Raw genomic sequence first — 14,522 nt, 5'->3', positions numbered from 1 at the left:
CGCAGATTCCGAGAGCCATTCCAATCGCGGACATTCTTTGCGGATGGCCGCCGTTCAGAGCTGATCGGCCGCTTTTTAGCGAGACTGAACTTGAATGCAAGGGGAATGCTGCGCCGCGAAGGCCAATATCCTAAAAACTTTGTGTCAACCGGCCTGAGATTGCCGCCATTCGAGGTAGGCGTTGATGGTTTTTGTCGCGATTCCCTGCATGGTTGTCGCCGGTACTCCGCTCCACAAGTCGGCGCCGCCGCCGGGAACCGATTCCTGTCCCTGGATGCGGTGCAGGCGGTTGCCGCTGCCGTCGAGCACGTCCCAGACATAGACGACGGTGGTCTTGTCGCCGTCCTTCAGGGTCGAGAAATAGCCCTTGAGGATATGTTCGCTGCTGGCGTCGGCCGAGCCCTTGATCGTCAGGCCATGTGCGCGTGCCTCGGTACCGAGCTGTTTGGAAAGCGGCGTGACCGCCTGAACCGGCGCGCCGATGATCGGCAGGAAACGGATCGATCCGCTGGCGGCCGCGCTTGCCTTCGGCAGCGAAGCGACGCTCGGTTGGTTCTGGATGGTCTCGGCTGCGGCCGCGGTCTGCTGCACCGGCGTCGGTTGGGCTTGAGTCATGCTCTGTACCGGAGCGGAACCGGCGGCGAGCCTGTTTGCCTGGCCCTCGAGCGTGCCGGCCGGATCGGTATAGGTCGCGTCGCCCGTGGCATAGGCCGTCGGCGTGTTCGACGGGGCCGGCTCCGTGGTGAAGGCCGTGGTCTGGCTGACGGGCGCCCGTTGCACCGGAGCGACGGCGGTCTGGCTGGACATCGAGTCGAGGTCGGATTGCGTCACCGGCGGCGAGCGGAAGGTCCCGCCACCGACGTCGACCTGCGGCGTCAGCATGTCGGTGCTGTTGCAGCCGGCCAAGGCGATGAGCAGGCCAAGGCTGAAAAGGGGCGTCGAGAGCTTTCGCATGGTCAACCGTCCGTTTCTTCGCGGCAGTTTCCTGAAATGGTCTCCTGTCGTCTGCCAGTTCAAAGCAATTCTAGGCGGATTTCCCTAAGCAGAAATGAAGTCCAGGCCGTAACGCGACAGCGCGCGTGGCGTATCCGTGGTGGTGAGATAGGTCTGGCCGAGGGTCATGGCGGTGCCGCTGTCGGAATCCATGATGATCATGTGCACGAACAGCGACATGTTCGGCTCGATCTCCTGCGGGTTGCCGGCATGGAACATCTGGTGCTCCATCCAGGAGGGCGAGAAGCGGGCGCCGAGCGAATAGCCACAGGCATTCAGGCGGTGGCGGGCGAGGCCGCGCTCGTCGATGATCTTGGCATGCATGTCGAAGACGGTGCCGAAGGTGTTGCCGGGACGAAGCACCATCTCGATCGCCTGGATGGTTTCGCGGCAGGCGCTGTAGAGTTCGCGGTGACGGTTGGTCGGCTCGCCGATGACGACGGTGCGCATCATCGCGGCATGATAGTGGGCGCTGACGCCGGCCCATTCGAGCGTGAGCTGGTCCTGGCTGTCGAGCACGCGGCGCCCGGACTTGTAGCGGCAGAGCAGCGCGTCGGCGCCGGAGCCGATGATGAACTCGTTGGCCGGATAGTCGCCGCCGCCGGCGAGGATCTTGCCCTGCATCGCCGCGAGGATGTCGGCCTCGTTGCCGCCGGGACGGATCAGCGGCAGCGCGGCTTCGAGCGCATCGTCGGCGAGGCTGGCCGCCTTCTCGACATAGGCGATCTCGGCGTCGCTCTTGATGAGGCGCAGACGGCTGACGAGGAGCGAGGCGTCGATCAGTTCGCCGAAGGTCTGGAGCTGGCGGTCGAGCAGACGGGCGACGCGGCCGGTCATGCCGTGCGTGTCATATTCGACGCCGATGCGGCAGCCGAGCAGATCGAGTTCGCTCAAGAGGTTCTTGAGGTCCAGGGTCGGATCGGCATTGGCCCGGTCCACCCAGATCTCGATGCGCTCGATATTGGAGGTGTGGCGTGCCTGGCGCAGGTCGGCCGAGCGCGTCAGCAGGACCATCGAGCCGTCCTTCTTCACGACCAGCGTCTGGAAGAAGCAGTAGCCGAAGGTATCGTAGCCCGTCAGCCAGTACATGCTCTCCTGGGCGAAGAGCAGCATCGCATCGAGCTTCTCCTCGCGCATCTTCTCCGTCAGCCGCTCAAGACGGCTTGCATATTCTTCCTGGGCAAAATGAAGCGCCATGTCAGGTCCCCTGTATGCAAATGGCGGAAATCTGTCGGCCGTAGTCCGGTTCCTGCCTGTGGGTCGTCCGACGGTAGGAGAAGAAACGCTCCTCGTCGGCATAGGTGCAGATATCGAGATTTTCGGCGGTAACGCCGGCTTCGGTCAACCTGCGGATCGTGAGGCCCGGCAGATCGAACATTGCGTGGCCGTCGCGGTCGGACGGCCTGAAATAGGATGCGTAGCTCTCGTTCGACGAGACGAAGCGCTGGACGAATTCGGCGCCGACCTCGTAGTTGCGGCGGCTGATCGACGGGCCTAGGCAGGCGACGATGCGATCGCGCCGGGCGCCGAGCGTCACCATCGCGTCGATCGTGCTTTCGAGCACGCCGCCGAGCGCCCCCTTCCAGCCGGCATGGGCCGCGCCGATGACATTGGCTCCAGGATCGGCAAAGAGAATGGGGCCGCAATCGGCCGTCAGAACGCCGAGCACGATGCCCGGTGTCGCCGTCACCAGCGCGTCGGCCTCGGGCCGCGCGCCGTCATAGCTTCCGTCAATGATGACGGCGTCTGGAGAATGGACCTGGTGCACGGTCGCCAGCCGCTCCAGCGGCGCTCCGAACCAGCCGGCGACGCGGGTGCGATTCTCGTTGACATGGGCTCTTTCGTCCTTCGAGCCAAGGCCGACATTGAGGCCGCGGTAGAGCCCTTCGGAAACGCCGCCCTGGCGGGTGAAATAGCCGTGGGCGATTGCCGGCCCGACCTTCTCGCTGAAAAGCGAGCTTTGCACGGGAGAAAGCGCGGCGTCATGCTGCATCAGTATATTTGCCTTTGCTTTATGAATAAATTCAATGGGTTTGGGGGCGCGCTCCGGCCCGGCGACTGACGGCTGATTTGCCGGCGCGATGTTGACCCGCGATGGCTGGGCTGTCAATTCCCGAACGACGGGGGATGCCGACAGCCTGCAATCTTCAAGGACGGCTGAAGCTCGTTCACCGCGCGATACGCGTTGACGACAGCACCTTTCCAACGCCCACCGGCACGAGGCAAAGCGGAAAACCGGGAAGTCTAGGTATGGTTTCTGCCTTCAGGTTTTCGAGCAATGGCGCCTGCAATCTTTGCGTGGGACCCTTTATAGGAGTATTGTCTAATATAATGAAATGGCTGAGCTTCCGGGAGGAGAAGATGAAACGAAGAACCCAGATCGAGGGTCGAACGTCGCGTCGCAAATTCCTGGGCGGAGCCGCAATGGCCGGGGTTGCAATGGTCGCCGCGCCGAACGTTGTCAGGGCGCAGGGGCCGATCAGCATGCGTTGGCAAAGCACCTGGCCCTCCAAGGACATCTTTCACGAATTCGCGCTCGATTTCGCCAAGAAGGTCAATGATATGACCGGCGGCGACTTGAAGATAGAGGTGCTGCCCGCCGGTGCCGTGGTGCCGGCCTTCGGGCTGCTTGATGCCGTATCGCAAGGAACACTTGACGGCGGCCACGGCGTCCTCGTCTACCATTACGGCAAGCAGGCGGCGCTGGCGCTCTGGGGCTCCGGGCCGGGCTTCGCCATGGATGCCAACATGCTGCTCGCCTGGCATAAATACGGCGGCGGCAAGGAGCTGCTGGCAAAACTCTATGAGTCGATCGGCGCCAACGTGGTTTCGTTCCCCTATGGGCCGATGCCGACGCAGCCACTCGGCTGGTTCAAGAAGCCGGTCGCAAAGCCCGAGGATCTCCAAGGCCTGAAGTTCCGTACCGTGGGCATCTCGATCGACGTCTTCACCGGGCTCGGTGCGGCGGTCAATGCGCTGCCGGGCGGCGAAATCGTTGCGGCACTCGACCGCGGCCTGCTCGACGCGGCCGAGTTCAACAATGCCTCGTCCGACCGGGTGCTCGGCTTCCCGGATGTGTCGAAGGTTTGCATGCTGCAGAGCTATCACCAGAATGCCGAGCAGTTCGAAGTGCTGTTCAACAAGCCGAAATACGACAGCCTGCCTGAACAGATGAAGGCGATTATCACCAATGCCGTCGAGGCGGCATCTCAGGACATGGCCTGGAAGGCGATCGATCGCTATTCCAAGGACTATTTGGAGATGCAGACGGTCGACAAGGTCAAGTTCTACAAGACCCCGGAAAGCATTCTGAAGAAGCAGCTCGAGGTCTACGACGAGGTGGTGAAGAAGAAGGCAGCGGAAAACCCGCTGTTCAAGGAGATCCTCGAATCTCAGATCGCCTTTGCCGCCCGGACCACGCGCTGGGAGCAGGATACCGTCGTCGGCCGACGGCTGGTGTTCGACCATTACTTCGGACAGGAGGGCGTGGCGAAGGATCTCTGATGCCGCTCGCCTGGCGTGCAACAGACGCGACGCCGGCGAAAGACGGCCTCCGCACAGCGCAAACAGCCGGAAAGGGTCACATACTCGATAAATCGAAGCGTTGCAGCGATCTCCGTGCCTTTGAAGGCACGCTGCTGTGGCGCCCCCTCTTGCAGCCGAGGGCCCCGCGTGAACGTTCAGCATTTTCTGCTCAAGGTCGATGCGACCAGCGTGTGGATCGGCAAAGCCGCAGCCTGGCTGATCATCGGGCTGATGACGATGGTCTGCGTCGAGGTCGTCAAGCGCTACATCCTGAACATGCCGACGGCCTGGATATTCGACGCCAGCAACATGTTCTACGGGACGCTGTTCATGCTCGCAGGCGCATACGCCCTGGCGCAGAATGCCCATGTGCGCGGCGACTTCCTCTACAGTTCCATGAGGCCGCGCACGCAGGCTGCTCTTGATCTGGTCCTCTACATCCTCTTCTTCCTCCCCGGCGTCACCGCTCTCGTTTACGCCGGCTACGATTACGCAGCGCTTTCCTGGCGGATCGGCGAGCATTCCACCGTGACGGCGGAGGGGCCGCCCATCTACTACTTCAAGACCGTCATTCCGGTCGCCGGCGGTCTCGTCCTGCTGCAGGGATTGGCCGAGATCATCCGTTGCATCGTTTGCCTGCGGACCGGTGAATGGCCAGATCGGCTCAAGGATGTCGAGGAGCTCGACGTCGTCGCCGAGCAGCTCGAGCATAGCGAGCATGTGGACGCGCAAACGCGCGAGGCAGCGATCGGGCGGGCGCAGGAGATCGACCGGGCAGCGCGGCAACGGGGAATGAGGGGAGACGGCGAGACGTGAGCGATCCACTCCTCGGATTGACGATGCTGATGCTCATCGTGGTGGTCATCATGATGGGATTTCCGACGGCGTTTACGCTTATGGGGCTCGGCATGCTCTTCGGCTTCTACGCCTTCTACAATCCGGCCGAGCACTGGATCGACAATCGCGTCTTCGACCTGATGGTGCAGCGCACCTATGGGGCGATGACCAATGACGTTCTGATCTCGATCCCGTTGTTCGTGCTCATGGGCTATGTGATGGAGCGGGGGGCGCTCGTCGACAAGATGTTCTACAGCATCCAGCTTGCGTTCAAGTGGGTGCCTGCGTCGCTCGCCGTCGCCACGCTCATCGTCTGCACCTTCTGGGGCATCGCCAGCGGCCTCGTCGGTGCGGTGGTCGTGCTGATGGGGGTGATTGCGTTCAATCCGATGTTGCGCGCCGGCTATGACGTGAAACTTGCCTCCGGTGTGATCACCGCAGGCGGCACGCTCGGCATCCTGATCCCGCCCTCGGTGATGATCATCGTCTATGCGGCGGTGGCGGGACAATCCGTGGTGAAGCTCTACGCCGCCGCGATGTTCCCCGGTTTTTTCCTCTCACTCCTCTACCTTGCCTATATTCTCGGCTGGGCGGTCATCAGTCCGAAGATCGCTCCGGCGCTGCCTGAGGAACAGACCAAGGTGCCCGTCAGTGCGTGGATGCGTGCCCTGCAAGCGTCGTACTCGTCGCGCAACATGCTGGCCGGGCTTTCTCGCGCATTGGTCTCGCCGGCAAGGGCGCTGGCTCTCGACACGGAGGAGGGGCCTCTCACCTACTGGGCAATCGTCAAGAATTTCGGTGCTGCCTTGGTTCCGCTCGCGCTGACGGCTTCCTCCATGGCGCTCGTGTGGTGGTATGTGGTCATCCATCCGCAGGCATCGGCAGAAGCGGAGGCGCCGGAAGGGCTGGAACAGCTTGGCATGCCGGCGGCGGATGCGGGACCGGCCACCATCAACGGGCCGACGACGAGCTTCTACGCGTCATTCTGGCTGATTGCCGCAATCGCCGCGGTGGTGCTTGTCCGCTACTACCGCAACATGGACGCGGAGCGGCTGCAGGTGGTGAAGCTTCTGGTCTCCTCGGTCATGCCGCTCGGCATCCTCACCATCGTCGTGCTCGGCGTGATCCTGTTCGGGATCACGACTGCGACCGAGTCGGCGGCCGTCGGCGCCGCGGGGGCTTTCCTGCTCGCATTTCAGGCCCGCACGCTCAACTGGCAGCGCACCAAGGAAGCAGTGTTCCTGACGGCGAAGACCACGGCCATGGTGTGTTGGCTCTTCGTGGGCTCGGCCTTGTTCTCCGCCGTCTTCGCCATACTTGGCGGCCAAGCGCTGATCGAGCAATGGGTGCTGTCGCTCGATCTGACGTCCGTGCAGTTCATGTTCCTGTCGCAGGCGATCATCTTCCTGCTCGGCTGGCCGCTCGAATGGACCGAGATCATCATCATCTTCGTGCCGATTTTCCTGCCGCTGCTAAAGCACTTCGACATCGATCCGGTGGTCTGGGGCGTTCTCGTCTTCGTCAACCTGCAGGCGGCCTTCCTGTCGCCCCCGGTCGCGATGTCCGCCTTCTACCTCAAGGGGGTCTCGCCGCCGCATGTGACGATCAACCAGATCTTCGCCGGCATGATGCCCTATATGCTGATCGTCGTGCTCTGCATGGTCATCATGTATATCTGGCCCGGGATAACCCTCTGGCTCCCGAACTATCTCTACGGCGGCTAAGGAATGACCGTGCGTTGGGCTGCCGCGTCAGGCCTTCGGTCTTCGGAAGGGTGACAGGAGTACCGGCGGGCTGCTGACGGCGAGGACCTTGAAGAGTTCGCCCATCTTTCCGGCACCGGCGCCGGCGAGCCTTTCCACGTCCTGGCGGATGCTCTCTTGCGTCGCGGCGTCCTTGTCGCGGCCAAGTGCCGCGGCACGGTCGAGAAGACCGAGCCCCACGAGGAAATCGCCCTGGTGGGCAAGGCCGTTGATCTGCACGTCGTCGGTCTTGGCGCGGCGGGCGAGCTGCTCGAAATCGACATGACTGGTGAGATCGGCCCGCCCTGGATTGGCGAGTGGCGGATCATACTCGTGATTGCGAACGGCCTGCAGCGTATCGCCATAGCCGGTGGCAAGATGGCCGTAATCGATGATCACGGCGGTACCGCCGCTGACCTTCAGCCGCTCGCAAAGGGCGGACATCACGGCATCGCGGGCAGGGGCGATCTCGAAGATCGTGCCTTCGGCGACGCCCTGTGCCGGCGTCGGCAGCAGGCTCGGGTCGATGCGGGCGACGCCGGCAGCAAAGGTCAGTTCGTCGTTGGCGTCGAGGCCGACCATGCGCTCACGGAACCCTTGTGCGGTGCGTACGAATTGCCGGATCGGGATGGCATCGAACAGCTCGTTGGCGGCAAGCAGCAGGAAGCCTTCGGGCAAAGTCTCGAAGCTTGCGTGCCATTCGACCTTGTTGCCATGGGCGGCAAGGGTTTCGGACTGGATCTTGCGCAGGCGCTCACTGGTTTCGACGAGATGCACGCCAGCGGACGCATAGAGTTCCGGTGCGAGGCGACGCACGACGCGCAGCATGTCGGCCATCATCGTGCCGCGGCCGGGGCCGATCTCGGCGATGACGGCACCTTCGGGCTTGCCGTGCTGCTGCCAGGCGTGGACGAGGAAGATGCCGATCATTTCGCCGAAGAGCTGGCTGATTTCCGGCGCCGTGGTGAAATCGCCCTCCCTGCCGAAAGGCTCGTGCACCCGGTAATAACCGTGCTCCGGATCCGCAAGGCAAAGCGAGAAATAATCGGTGACGCTGATCGGCCCGTGAGCCTTGATCAGCGCCTTGATCTTGTCCGCGAGTGGTGTCGTCATGCGTTCGCCCAGTTGACGGGGTGCGGCAGGAGCCGCACGCACCGTTCCTCCTCATTCCGCGCTTAGGCTGCGGCCGCGCGGCGCGCCCGGGCGATCGCCCAGATGCCGGCCAGTGCCATCGGCAGCGAGAGCAGCATGCCCATCGTCAGCCAGCCGCCGACAAGATAGCCGATCTGGGCGTCCGGTTCGCGGAAGAATTCGACGAAAATACGGCTCAAGGCGTAGCCAAGCACGAAGATGCCGGTGACAAGGCCCGGCGATTTCAACGCCTGGCGGCGGTAAATGAACCAGGCGAGTACGCAGAGCAGCACCAGGCCTTCAAGCGCCGCTTCGTAAAGCTGGCTCGGGTGGCGGGCGAAGGGCCCGCCGGTCGGGAAGACGATTGCCCAGGGCATCGACGACAGCCGGCCCCAGAGTTCGCCGTTGATGAAATTGGCAATGCGGCCGAAGAACAGGCCGATCGGGACGACGGCAGCGACGATATCGAACAGGCTCCAGAGCACGATGCCGTTGCGCCGCGCGAAGATGATCATGGCGAGCGTGGTGCCGAGGAAACCGCCATGGAACGACATGCCGCCGTTCCAGATCTCAATGGCGCGGATCGGATTGGCGAGCACGGAGCCGAGATCGTAGAAGAGGATGTAGCCGATGCGACCGCCGAGAACGATGCCGCCGGCGGCCCAGAGCAGGAAGTCGTCGAGTTGCTGCAGCGTGACGGCGGGGGTCTCGTTGCGCCAGAGCGCAGTATTCATCGCGAGGCGGCGCGCATAGAACCAGCCGATCAGGATGCCCGCGACATAGGCGAGCCCGTACCAATGAACGGCAAGCGGCCCGATCTGGAAGATGACGGGGTCGATTTCGGGGAAGGGAAGTATGGCGAGGCGGGCCGCTAAAGTTTCCAAGATATGTTCTCGTATCTATTTTCTTGTGCAAGGGCCGATTGTCTGGCGGAACATGGCGAGCGATTTCCGCCGGGTCAAGGCGCCTATGCGCGCGCCTGGTACACGGCGGCGTGATTTGGCATGTGATTTTCCTTGCATCCGCTCGCCGCTGACCCTACCTGAAATTCATGACCGCATCGCAATGCGAGGCGATGGCTGAAATGGAGATCGCGACGATGAGCACAGGCGCCAACCGCATTCTGGATGACTTTGCCAAGATGATGACCGATGCCGCAGGTGCCGCCCAAGGCGTGCGCCGCGAGGTCGAGACCGCCTTCCGCGCGCAGGCCGAACGGGCGCTGAACTCGCTCGACGTGGTCAAGCGCGAGGAGTTCGAGATGGTCAAGGAAATGGCGATCAAGGCGCGCGAGGAAAACGATGCGCTGCTCGCCCGCATCGAGGCTTTGGAAGCGCGTCTCGCCGAGGCCGGCAAGTAACGCGATTCCGCCGAAATAACGGTATTTCAGCGTTTTTACTTCGCCCGCGAACTGGTTTCGCGGGCGTTTTGCTGTCGTTTGTCCTGGATCGTCTGAAACGCCGTTAAGGCTGGTTAATAAAACCTGAAAAGTTTTCCACCTGTGGACACTGCCAAAAAACCCTTATGGCAGAGTCGGTTAAGCTCTCGCGCTTCATCCAAATGACAACGTGGACGCGATTCATCCCGGCTATTTTTCGGCCCGGGGGCTGGCAGCCTGACTCCGCCATTATACACTGATTTTAAATGATGATTCGAAACGAACCACGCAAGCTCCGGGCAGGGTAAGTCAGCCAGGATGGATGTGAGTTCAGCAATCATAGTGTGTTTGTAATCGGTGTCGGGTTTGCAGCGTTGCGTCTTGTGAGCGTGATGATGCACGTCTGCGCCACACCTATACAGGGTGATGCATGAGCCTTTTGGAAATGGAAGTCGAGCGCCAATCCAACCCGGTCGATATGATCGAGTTCGTGGCCGCAAACAACGACTGGTCGTTCGAACGATCCGGCGAAGACGAAATCGCCATGACGGTCGAAGGCAAGTGGGCGGACTACCACGTTTCCTTCTCCTGGATGGAGGAATTCGAGGCTCTGCATCTCGCCTGCGCCTTCGACATCAAGGTTCCGGAAAGCCGGGTCAACGAAGTCATCCGCCTGCTCTCCCATATCAACGGACAGGTGCTGATGGGCCACTTCGACCTGTGGCGCCAGGAGGAAGTGGTGATCTTCCGCCAGTCGCTGCTGCTTGCCGGCGGCGCCGAGCCCACCAACCAGCAGGTCGAAGTTCTGCTTTCGAGCGCACTCGACGCTTGCGAATCCTATTATCAGGCGTTTCAATTCGTCGTCTGGTCCGGCATGGACGCGCAGCGCGCCGTCGATGCGGTCCTGTTTGAAACGGTTGGAGAGGCCTGATCATGACGAATGCCGCTTCCGGTCCCATCGTCCTCGTCGGCGCCGGCAATATGGGCGGCGCCATGCTTTCCGGCTGGCTGAAAAGCGGCGTCAAGGGCGCCGACGTGCTCGTCGTCGATCCCGGCCCGCCGCCGGCCATGGCCAAGCTCATCGCCGATAACGGCGTGACCCATGCGACCTCGGCGCCATCCGGTGTCCAGGCGGGCGTGATCTTCCTGGCGGTCAAGCCGCAGGTGATGGAAACCGTGCTGCCGCCGCTGAAGCCGCTCGTCGGGCCGGACACGGTCATCGTATCGGTCGCGGCCGGCAAGACGCTCGCCTTCATCGAAACGCATCTCGCCGCAGCGGCCACGGTTCGCGCCATGCCGAACACGCCGGCGATGATCGGCCGCGGCGTCACCGGCGCCTTTGCCAATGCGCGCGTCAGCGAAGCGCAGCGCGCCCAGGTTCACGATCTCTTGAAGGTGAGCGGTCCGGTCGAATGGGTCAGGACCGAAGCCGAGATCGATGCCGTGACGGCCGTTTCGGGCAGCGGTCCGGCCTATGTCTTCTATCTCGTCGAGTGCATGGCGGAGGCCGGGCGCAAGGCCGGCCTCGAGGCGGACCTCGCCATGCGGCTCGCACGGGAAACCGTCGCGGGGGCGGGAGAATTGTTGCACCAATCCCCGGACGAAGCGGCAAGGCTACGCCAGAACGTGACGTCGCCCGGCGGCACGACGGCGGCCGCACTCTCCGTGTTGATGGCCGACGATGGCATGCAGCCGCTGTTCGACAAGGCGATCGCGGCTGCGCGCAAACGGGCGGAAGAGCTGGCGGGCTAGAGCATCCAGTTTCAAGTGGAATCACTTGAAAGCGGAAAGATGGCCTAGAATCAAAGTGCTAGAGCATCCTTTGTGCGTTCTTATGAACGCACGGCCTACTAGAGCGCGCACGCCAACCAAATGCAGATTGCGGCCCCGCGACATCGTCGTGGGGCCGATCCATTTCGTGGGCGTCGACGATTGCTGCTTCAATGGCGCCGCTGCGGCGCGGAACCTTCCGGAATCTCGCCGGATGCTTTAAGCCCGGCGGCGAAGACCGTTTCACTAAGGACATTGTTATGGCTGAAACTATTGAATTTGCTGATTTCGAGCGCGTCGACATTCGCGTGGGCACGATTGTGGAGGCCGAGCCCTTTCCGGAAGCGCGCAAGCCGGCCTTCAAGCTGAAGATCGATTTTGGCCCGGAGATCGGCATAAAAAAGTCATCGGCGCAAATCACCGTGCACTATCGTCCGGAAGATCTCGTCGGGCGGCAGGTGCTGGGCGTGGTCAATTTTCCGCCACGCCAGATCGGGCCTGTCCGCTCCGAAGTGCTGACGCTGGGCTTTGAAGACGAGGCCGGCGCGATCGTACTCGCTGCCACCGAACGGTCGGTCCCCAACGGCAAAAAACTGATGTGATCCCTATGACGATTTCATTCGAAGTGGTCTCCGAACGCGTCAAGGTCTCCTGTCTCTGGCGCGCTGCTGATGCTGCGCGCGACTGGCGCGCGAGCCACGTGCTTTCGCTGCTCGATCCGGAGCTGCCGGATGCCAACGTGCCTGTCATCACTGACGCGAGCCACCGGGTCGTGCGCATGCGCGACCAGGAAAACCCGACCGCCACCCAGCATTTTCCGGATCTGGTGTTGGACGTGTTCGAGGCGATGCGCCCCGCGGCCGAGGATGCGTCGAGCCGCATTCTCGTGCATTGCCACGCCGGCGTCAGCCGTTCCACCGCCTTCGCCTATGGGCTGATTGCCCATCAGTTCGGCGCGGGCCGCGAGGACGAAGCCTTCCGGGCGCTGCTGACGATCACCCGCAAGCCCTGGCCGAACCGGCGGATCATCGAGATCCTCGACGAAGCCCTCGGCCGCGAGGGCCGGCTTCTGGCGCCGCTCGATGTCATGCGCGCCCGCCACCCGCGCCGCATCGACGCCTGGCACCGCTTCAACGAACGCCGCGGCCTGACGTCGATCTACAAGCGGTAGTGCTTACGCGTCAGACAGCAGCGCGTCGGCATAGCGCTTGAGCGACCGGTTGTAGCGGGGGAGGTGGCGCGACAGGGCGCCGAGCGAAAGCGCAGCCGCCTCCTGGGCGCGTCCGGCATCGACCAGGCAAAGAGCCAGGAACGCGACGACCGCATCGTCGAACTCGTCCGATGGTTCCGTCCGCTCGGCGCTGAGCAAAGCGATGCCTTCGCCGGCCCGGCCGAGATTGCGCAAGGTGCTGGCAAGCTGAATGGTGGCGCGCCGGCGGCGGATGCCGGTGAGACCGGTTTCAAGCGCCTGCCGATAGAGAGGTTCGGCTTCCGTCTCATGGCCGGTCGAGTCCTGTGCACAGGCTCGCTCGAACAGGCCTATGGCGTGGTTTTCCGGCAGTTCGGCCGCCAGCGCCTCGATGCGTGCGACGAAGGTTTCGGCGTCGGTGGCGCCGAAGGCAGCCCAGAGTTCAGCCAGCCGTCGTTCCCAGTCATTCCAGTCGATAGCGCCCGACATGTTCCGTCCCTCTGCCCCAATTCCCGGGCGAGCAGTGGCCCGTCAGCGCAGCGAGGTCAAGCCGGCACGCGCACCGTTGCCCTGAGGCCGCCGAGCGGACTGTCGCCCAGAGTAACGTTGCCGCCGTGGCTGCGGGCGATGTCGCGGGCGATCGCAAGGCCAAGGCCGGTGCCGGAACTGTCGAGATTGCGTGCCTCGTCAAGGCGGAAGAAGGGTTTGAAAACGTCTTCGCGCGATCGCTCGGGAATGCCTGGACCGTCGTCGTCGACGGTGATCGTGACCCATTTGGCGCTGTGGCGGGCATCGACGTTGACGGTATTGGCGTAGCGATATGCGTTCGAGGCGAGATTGGCGACGAGGCGGGTGAAGGCGTTCGGCCGGACGCGAACCTCGTCCTCGCCCTCGATCGAGGTGGTCAGCGTCTTGCCGAGCAGTTCGGCTTCCGCAGCAAGACGCGTCATCAGGTCGCTGAGTTTCAACTGGCCGACGTCCTCTTCCGCTTCGCCACGGGCGAAAGCGAGGTAGCCTTCAAGCATGTTCTGCATGTCCTCGACATCCTGGTTCAGGCTTTCGAGATCCGGATTGTTGCCGGCCAACGCCAACTGCAGCTTGAAGCGGGTGAGGATGGTTCTGAGGTCGTGACTGACGCCGGTCAGCATTGCGGTGCGCTGCTCGATCTGGCGCTCGATGCGCTCGCGCATCAGGATGAAGGCAAGGCCGGCGCGGCGGATCTCATCGGCGCCGCGCGGCGCGAAGTCGTCGATCTTCTGGCCCTTGCCGAAGCTTTCGGCTGCCTTGGTCAGCGCCAGGATGGGCCGGATCTGGCCGCGCAGGAACAGGATCGCGATCGCCAGCAGCACCAGCGATGCCGCCACCATCCACACGAGGAAGATGTGGGTGTTCGAGGCATAGGCCTGGTTGCGCCGGGCGTAGACACGCAGAATACGGCCGTCGTCGAGCTTGATGCGGATCTCGACGAGCTTGGAGTTGCCGACCGTATCGATCCAGAAGGGGCGGCGGACCTGGTTGGAGATTTCCTCGCCGAGGATCTGATCGAGGATTTCGAAGAAGGGGCTTGGGCGCGGCGGCGGCAGTTCGCCAGGCGGATCGACGGAGATGCTGAGATCGAGTTGCTCGCGGGCGATGCGGATGATCTCGGCAATGTTGCGATCATCGGGAAAGGTATCGATGAGATCGACGATCGCGGCGATGTCGCCGGTCACGGCGGCCGACAGGCGCTGCGTTACCAGTTGCCAGTGGCGCTCCATGAAGATGAAGGCGACGACCGACTGCAGGAGGACCATGGGGATGATGACGATGAGCAGCGAACGGGCATAAAGGCCCATCGGCAGGCGGCGGCGCAGCCAGCGCGTGAAGCGCCGCCAGGCATTGTCGTTGGAACCCGCCGCCCCGCGCTCTATACCGTCAAAGCTTGCCATAGGACGCTGCGCTCATCGGAAGGGCTGCC

At 62.9% G+C, this 14,522-nt stretch carries 15 protein-coding genes; 8 read left to right on the top strand and 7 right to left on the bottom strand.

Annotated features, from left to right (window positions below):
* Positions 1–144 precede the first annotated feature (144 nt).
* From ACQ5BM_RS22320 to pgeF, 3 genes are all read right to left on the bottom strand, one after another.
* Complete coding sequence (locus tag ACQ5BM_RS22320; protein WP_429816068.1) at positions 145–954, bottom strand: hypothetical protein; 810 nt, start codon at positions 952–954, stop codon at positions 145–147.
* Between the two features lie 84 nt (positions 955–1,038).
* Complete coding sequence (locus tag ACQ5BM_RS22315) at positions 1,039–2,190, bottom strand: M24 family metallopeptidase (RefSeq protein WP_429816065.1); 1,152 nt, start codon at positions 2,188–2,190, stop codon at positions 1,039–1,041.
* Between the two features lies 1 nt (position 2,191).
* Complete coding sequence (pgeF, locus tag ACQ5BM_RS22310; protein WP_429816061.1) at positions 2,192–2,986, bottom strand: peptidoglycan editing factor PgeF; 795 nt, start codon at positions 2,984–2,986, stop codon at positions 2,192–2,194.
* A gap of 368 nt (positions 2,987–3,354) precedes the next feature.
* Here pgeF and ACQ5BM_RS22305 point away from each other — a divergent pair, with 368 nt between their 5' ends.
* The 3 genes from ACQ5BM_RS22305 (at position 3,355) to ACQ5BM_RS22295 (ending at position 7,079) form a co-directional block, all read left to right on the top strand.
* Positions 3,355–4,497, top strand: coding sequence for a TRAP transporter substrate-binding protein (locus ACQ5BM_RS22305; protein WP_429816058.1), 1,143 nt, complete (start codon positions 3,355–3,357; stop codon positions 4,495–4,497).
* Between the two features lie 168 nt (positions 4,498–4,665).
* Complete coding sequence (locus tag ACQ5BM_RS22300; RefSeq protein ID WP_429816055.1) at positions 4,666–5,334, top strand: TRAP transporter small permease subunit; 669 nt, start codon at positions 4,666–4,668, stop codon at positions 5,332–5,334.
* The gene (locus tag ACQ5BM_RS22295; protein ID WP_429816052.1) at positions 5,331–7,079 is read left to right on the top strand and encodes a TRAP transporter large permease; all 1,749 of its coding nucleotides are present in this window, start codon (positions 5,331–5,333) and stop codon (positions 7,077–7,079) included. The genes ACQ5BM_RS22300 and ACQ5BM_RS22295 overlap by 4 nt, the downstream gene beginning before the upstream one ends.
* Positions 7,080–7,106: 27 nt before the next feature.
* Here the strand turns inward: ACQ5BM_RS22295 and ACQ5BM_RS22290 are convergent, their stop codons facing one another.
* Positions 7,107–8,210, bottom strand: a complete 1,104-nt coding sequence (locus ACQ5BM_RS22290) for a class I SAM-dependent methyltransferase (RefSeq protein ID WP_429816049.1) — start codon at positions 8,208–8,210, stop codon at positions 7,107–7,109.
* A gap of 62 nt (positions 8,211–8,272) precedes the next feature.
* A complete protein-coding gene (gene lgt, locus ACQ5BM_RS22285; protein WP_429816046.1) occupies positions 8,273–9,112 on the bottom strand; it encodes a prolipoprotein diacylglyceryl transferase in 840 nt (279 codons plus the stop codon).
* 215 nt (positions 9,113–9,327) lie between these two features.
* Here lgt and ACQ5BM_RS22280 point away from each other — a divergent pair, with 215 nt between their 5' ends.
* From ACQ5BM_RS22280 to ACQ5BM_RS22260, 5 genes are all read left to right on the top strand, one after another.
* The gene (locus ACQ5BM_RS22280) at positions 9,328–9,588 is read left to right on the top strand and encodes an accessory factor UbiK family protein (RefSeq protein WP_275024421.1); all 261 of its coding nucleotides are present in this window, start codon (positions 9,328–9,330) and stop codon (positions 9,586–9,588) included.
* 448 nt (positions 9,589–10,036) lie between these two features.
* A complete protein-coding gene (locus ACQ5BM_RS22275; protein ID WP_043618087.1) occupies positions 10,037–10,537 on the top strand; it encodes a YbjN domain-containing protein in 501 nt (166 codons plus the stop codon).
* Positions 10,538–10,539: 2 nt separating this feature from the next.
* On the top strand, positions 10,540–11,358 hold the full coding sequence (gene proC, locus ACQ5BM_RS22270) for a pyrroline-5-carboxylate reductase (RefSeq protein ID WP_429816043.1): 819 nt from the start codon (positions 10,540–10,542) through the stop codon (positions 11,356–11,358).
* A 278-nt stretch (positions 11,359–11,636) separates the two neighbouring features.
* Positions 11,637–11,978, top strand: a complete 342-nt coding sequence (locus ACQ5BM_RS22265) for a tRNA-binding protein (protein ID WP_429816641.1) — start codon at positions 11,637–11,639, stop codon at positions 11,976–11,978.
* 5 nt (positions 11,979–11,983) lie between these two features.
* Positions 11,984–12,547, top strand: coding sequence for a protein tyrosine phosphatase (locus ACQ5BM_RS22260; protein ID WP_429816040.1), 564 nt, complete (start codon positions 11,984–11,986; stop codon positions 12,545–12,547).
* Between the two features lie 3 nt (positions 12,548–12,550).
* Here ACQ5BM_RS22260 and ACQ5BM_RS22255 read toward each other — a convergent pair whose 3' ends face one another.
* Positions 12,551–13,054, bottom strand: coding sequence for a tetratricopeptide repeat protein (locus ACQ5BM_RS22255; RefSeq protein WP_429816037.1), 504 nt, complete (start codon positions 13,052–13,054; stop codon positions 12,551–12,553).
* A gap of 56 nt (positions 13,055–13,110) precedes the next feature.
* A complete protein-coding gene (locus ACQ5BM_RS22250; RefSeq protein WP_429816034.1) occupies positions 13,111–14,493 on the bottom strand; it encodes an ATP-binding protein in 1,383 nt (460 codons plus the stop codon).
* Positions 14,494–14,522 lie beyond the last annotated feature (29 nt).

The sequence above is a fragment of the Ensifer sp. B1-9 genome (genome assembly GCF_050474445.1).
Taxonomy (GTDB): Bacteria; Pseudomonadota; Alphaproteobacteria; order Rhizobiales; family Rhizobiaceae; genus Ensifer.
The sequence above is the reverse complement of the archived record's forward strand: the minus strand, read 5'-3'. Positions and strand labels throughout refer to the sequence as shown.

Excerpts from the sequence above, each read along its gene's own strand:
- ACQ5BM_RS22320 (WP_429816068.1), bottom strand. The coding sequence starts at position 954 with ATGCGAAAGCTCTCGACGCCCCTTTTCAGCCTTGGCCTGCTCATCGCC.
- ACQ5BM_RS22315 (WP_429816065.1), bottom strand. The coding sequence starts at position 2,190 with ATGGCGCTTCATTTTGCCCAGGAAGAATATGCAAGCCGTCTTGAGCGG.
- pgeF (WP_429816061.1), bottom strand. The coding sequence starts at position 2,986 with ATGCAGCATGACGCCGCGCTTTCTCCCGTGCAAAGCTCGCTTTTCAGC.
- ACQ5BM_RS22305 (WP_429816058.1), top strand. The coding sequence starts at position 3,355 with ATGAAACGAAGAACCCAGATCGAGGGTCGAACGTCGCGTCGCAAATTC.
- ACQ5BM_RS22290 (WP_429816049.1), bottom strand. The coding sequence starts at position 8,210 with ATGACGACACCACTCGCGGACAAGATCAAGGCGCTGATCAAGGCTCAC.
- ACQ5BM_RS22280 (WP_275024421.1), top strand. The coding sequence starts at position 9,328 with ATGAGCACAGGCGCCAACCGCATTCTGGATGACTTTGCCAAGATGATG.
- ACQ5BM_RS22275 (WP_043618087.1), top strand. The coding sequence starts at position 10,037 with ATGAGCCTTTTGGAAATGGAAGTCGAGCGCCAATCCAACCCGGTCGAT.
- proC (WP_429816043.1), top strand. The coding sequence starts at position 10,540 with ATGACGAATGCCGCTTCCGGTCCCATCGTCCTCGTCGGCGCCGGCAAT.
- ACQ5BM_RS22265 (WP_429816641.1), top strand. The coding sequence starts at position 11,637 with ATGGCTGAAACTATTGAATTTGCTGATTTCGAGCGCGTCGACATTCGC.
- ACQ5BM_RS22260 (WP_429816040.1), top strand. The coding sequence starts at position 11,984 with ATGACGATTTCATTCGAAGTGGTCTCCGAACGCGTCAAGGTCTCCTGT.
- ACQ5BM_RS22255 (WP_429816037.1), bottom strand. The coding sequence starts at position 13,054 with ATGTCGGGCGCTATCGACTGGAATGACTGGGAACGACGGCTGGCTGAA.
- ACQ5BM_RS22250 (WP_429816034.1), bottom strand. The coding sequence starts at position 14,493 with ATGGCAAGCTTTGACGGTATAGAGCGCGGGGCGGCGGGTTCCAACGAC.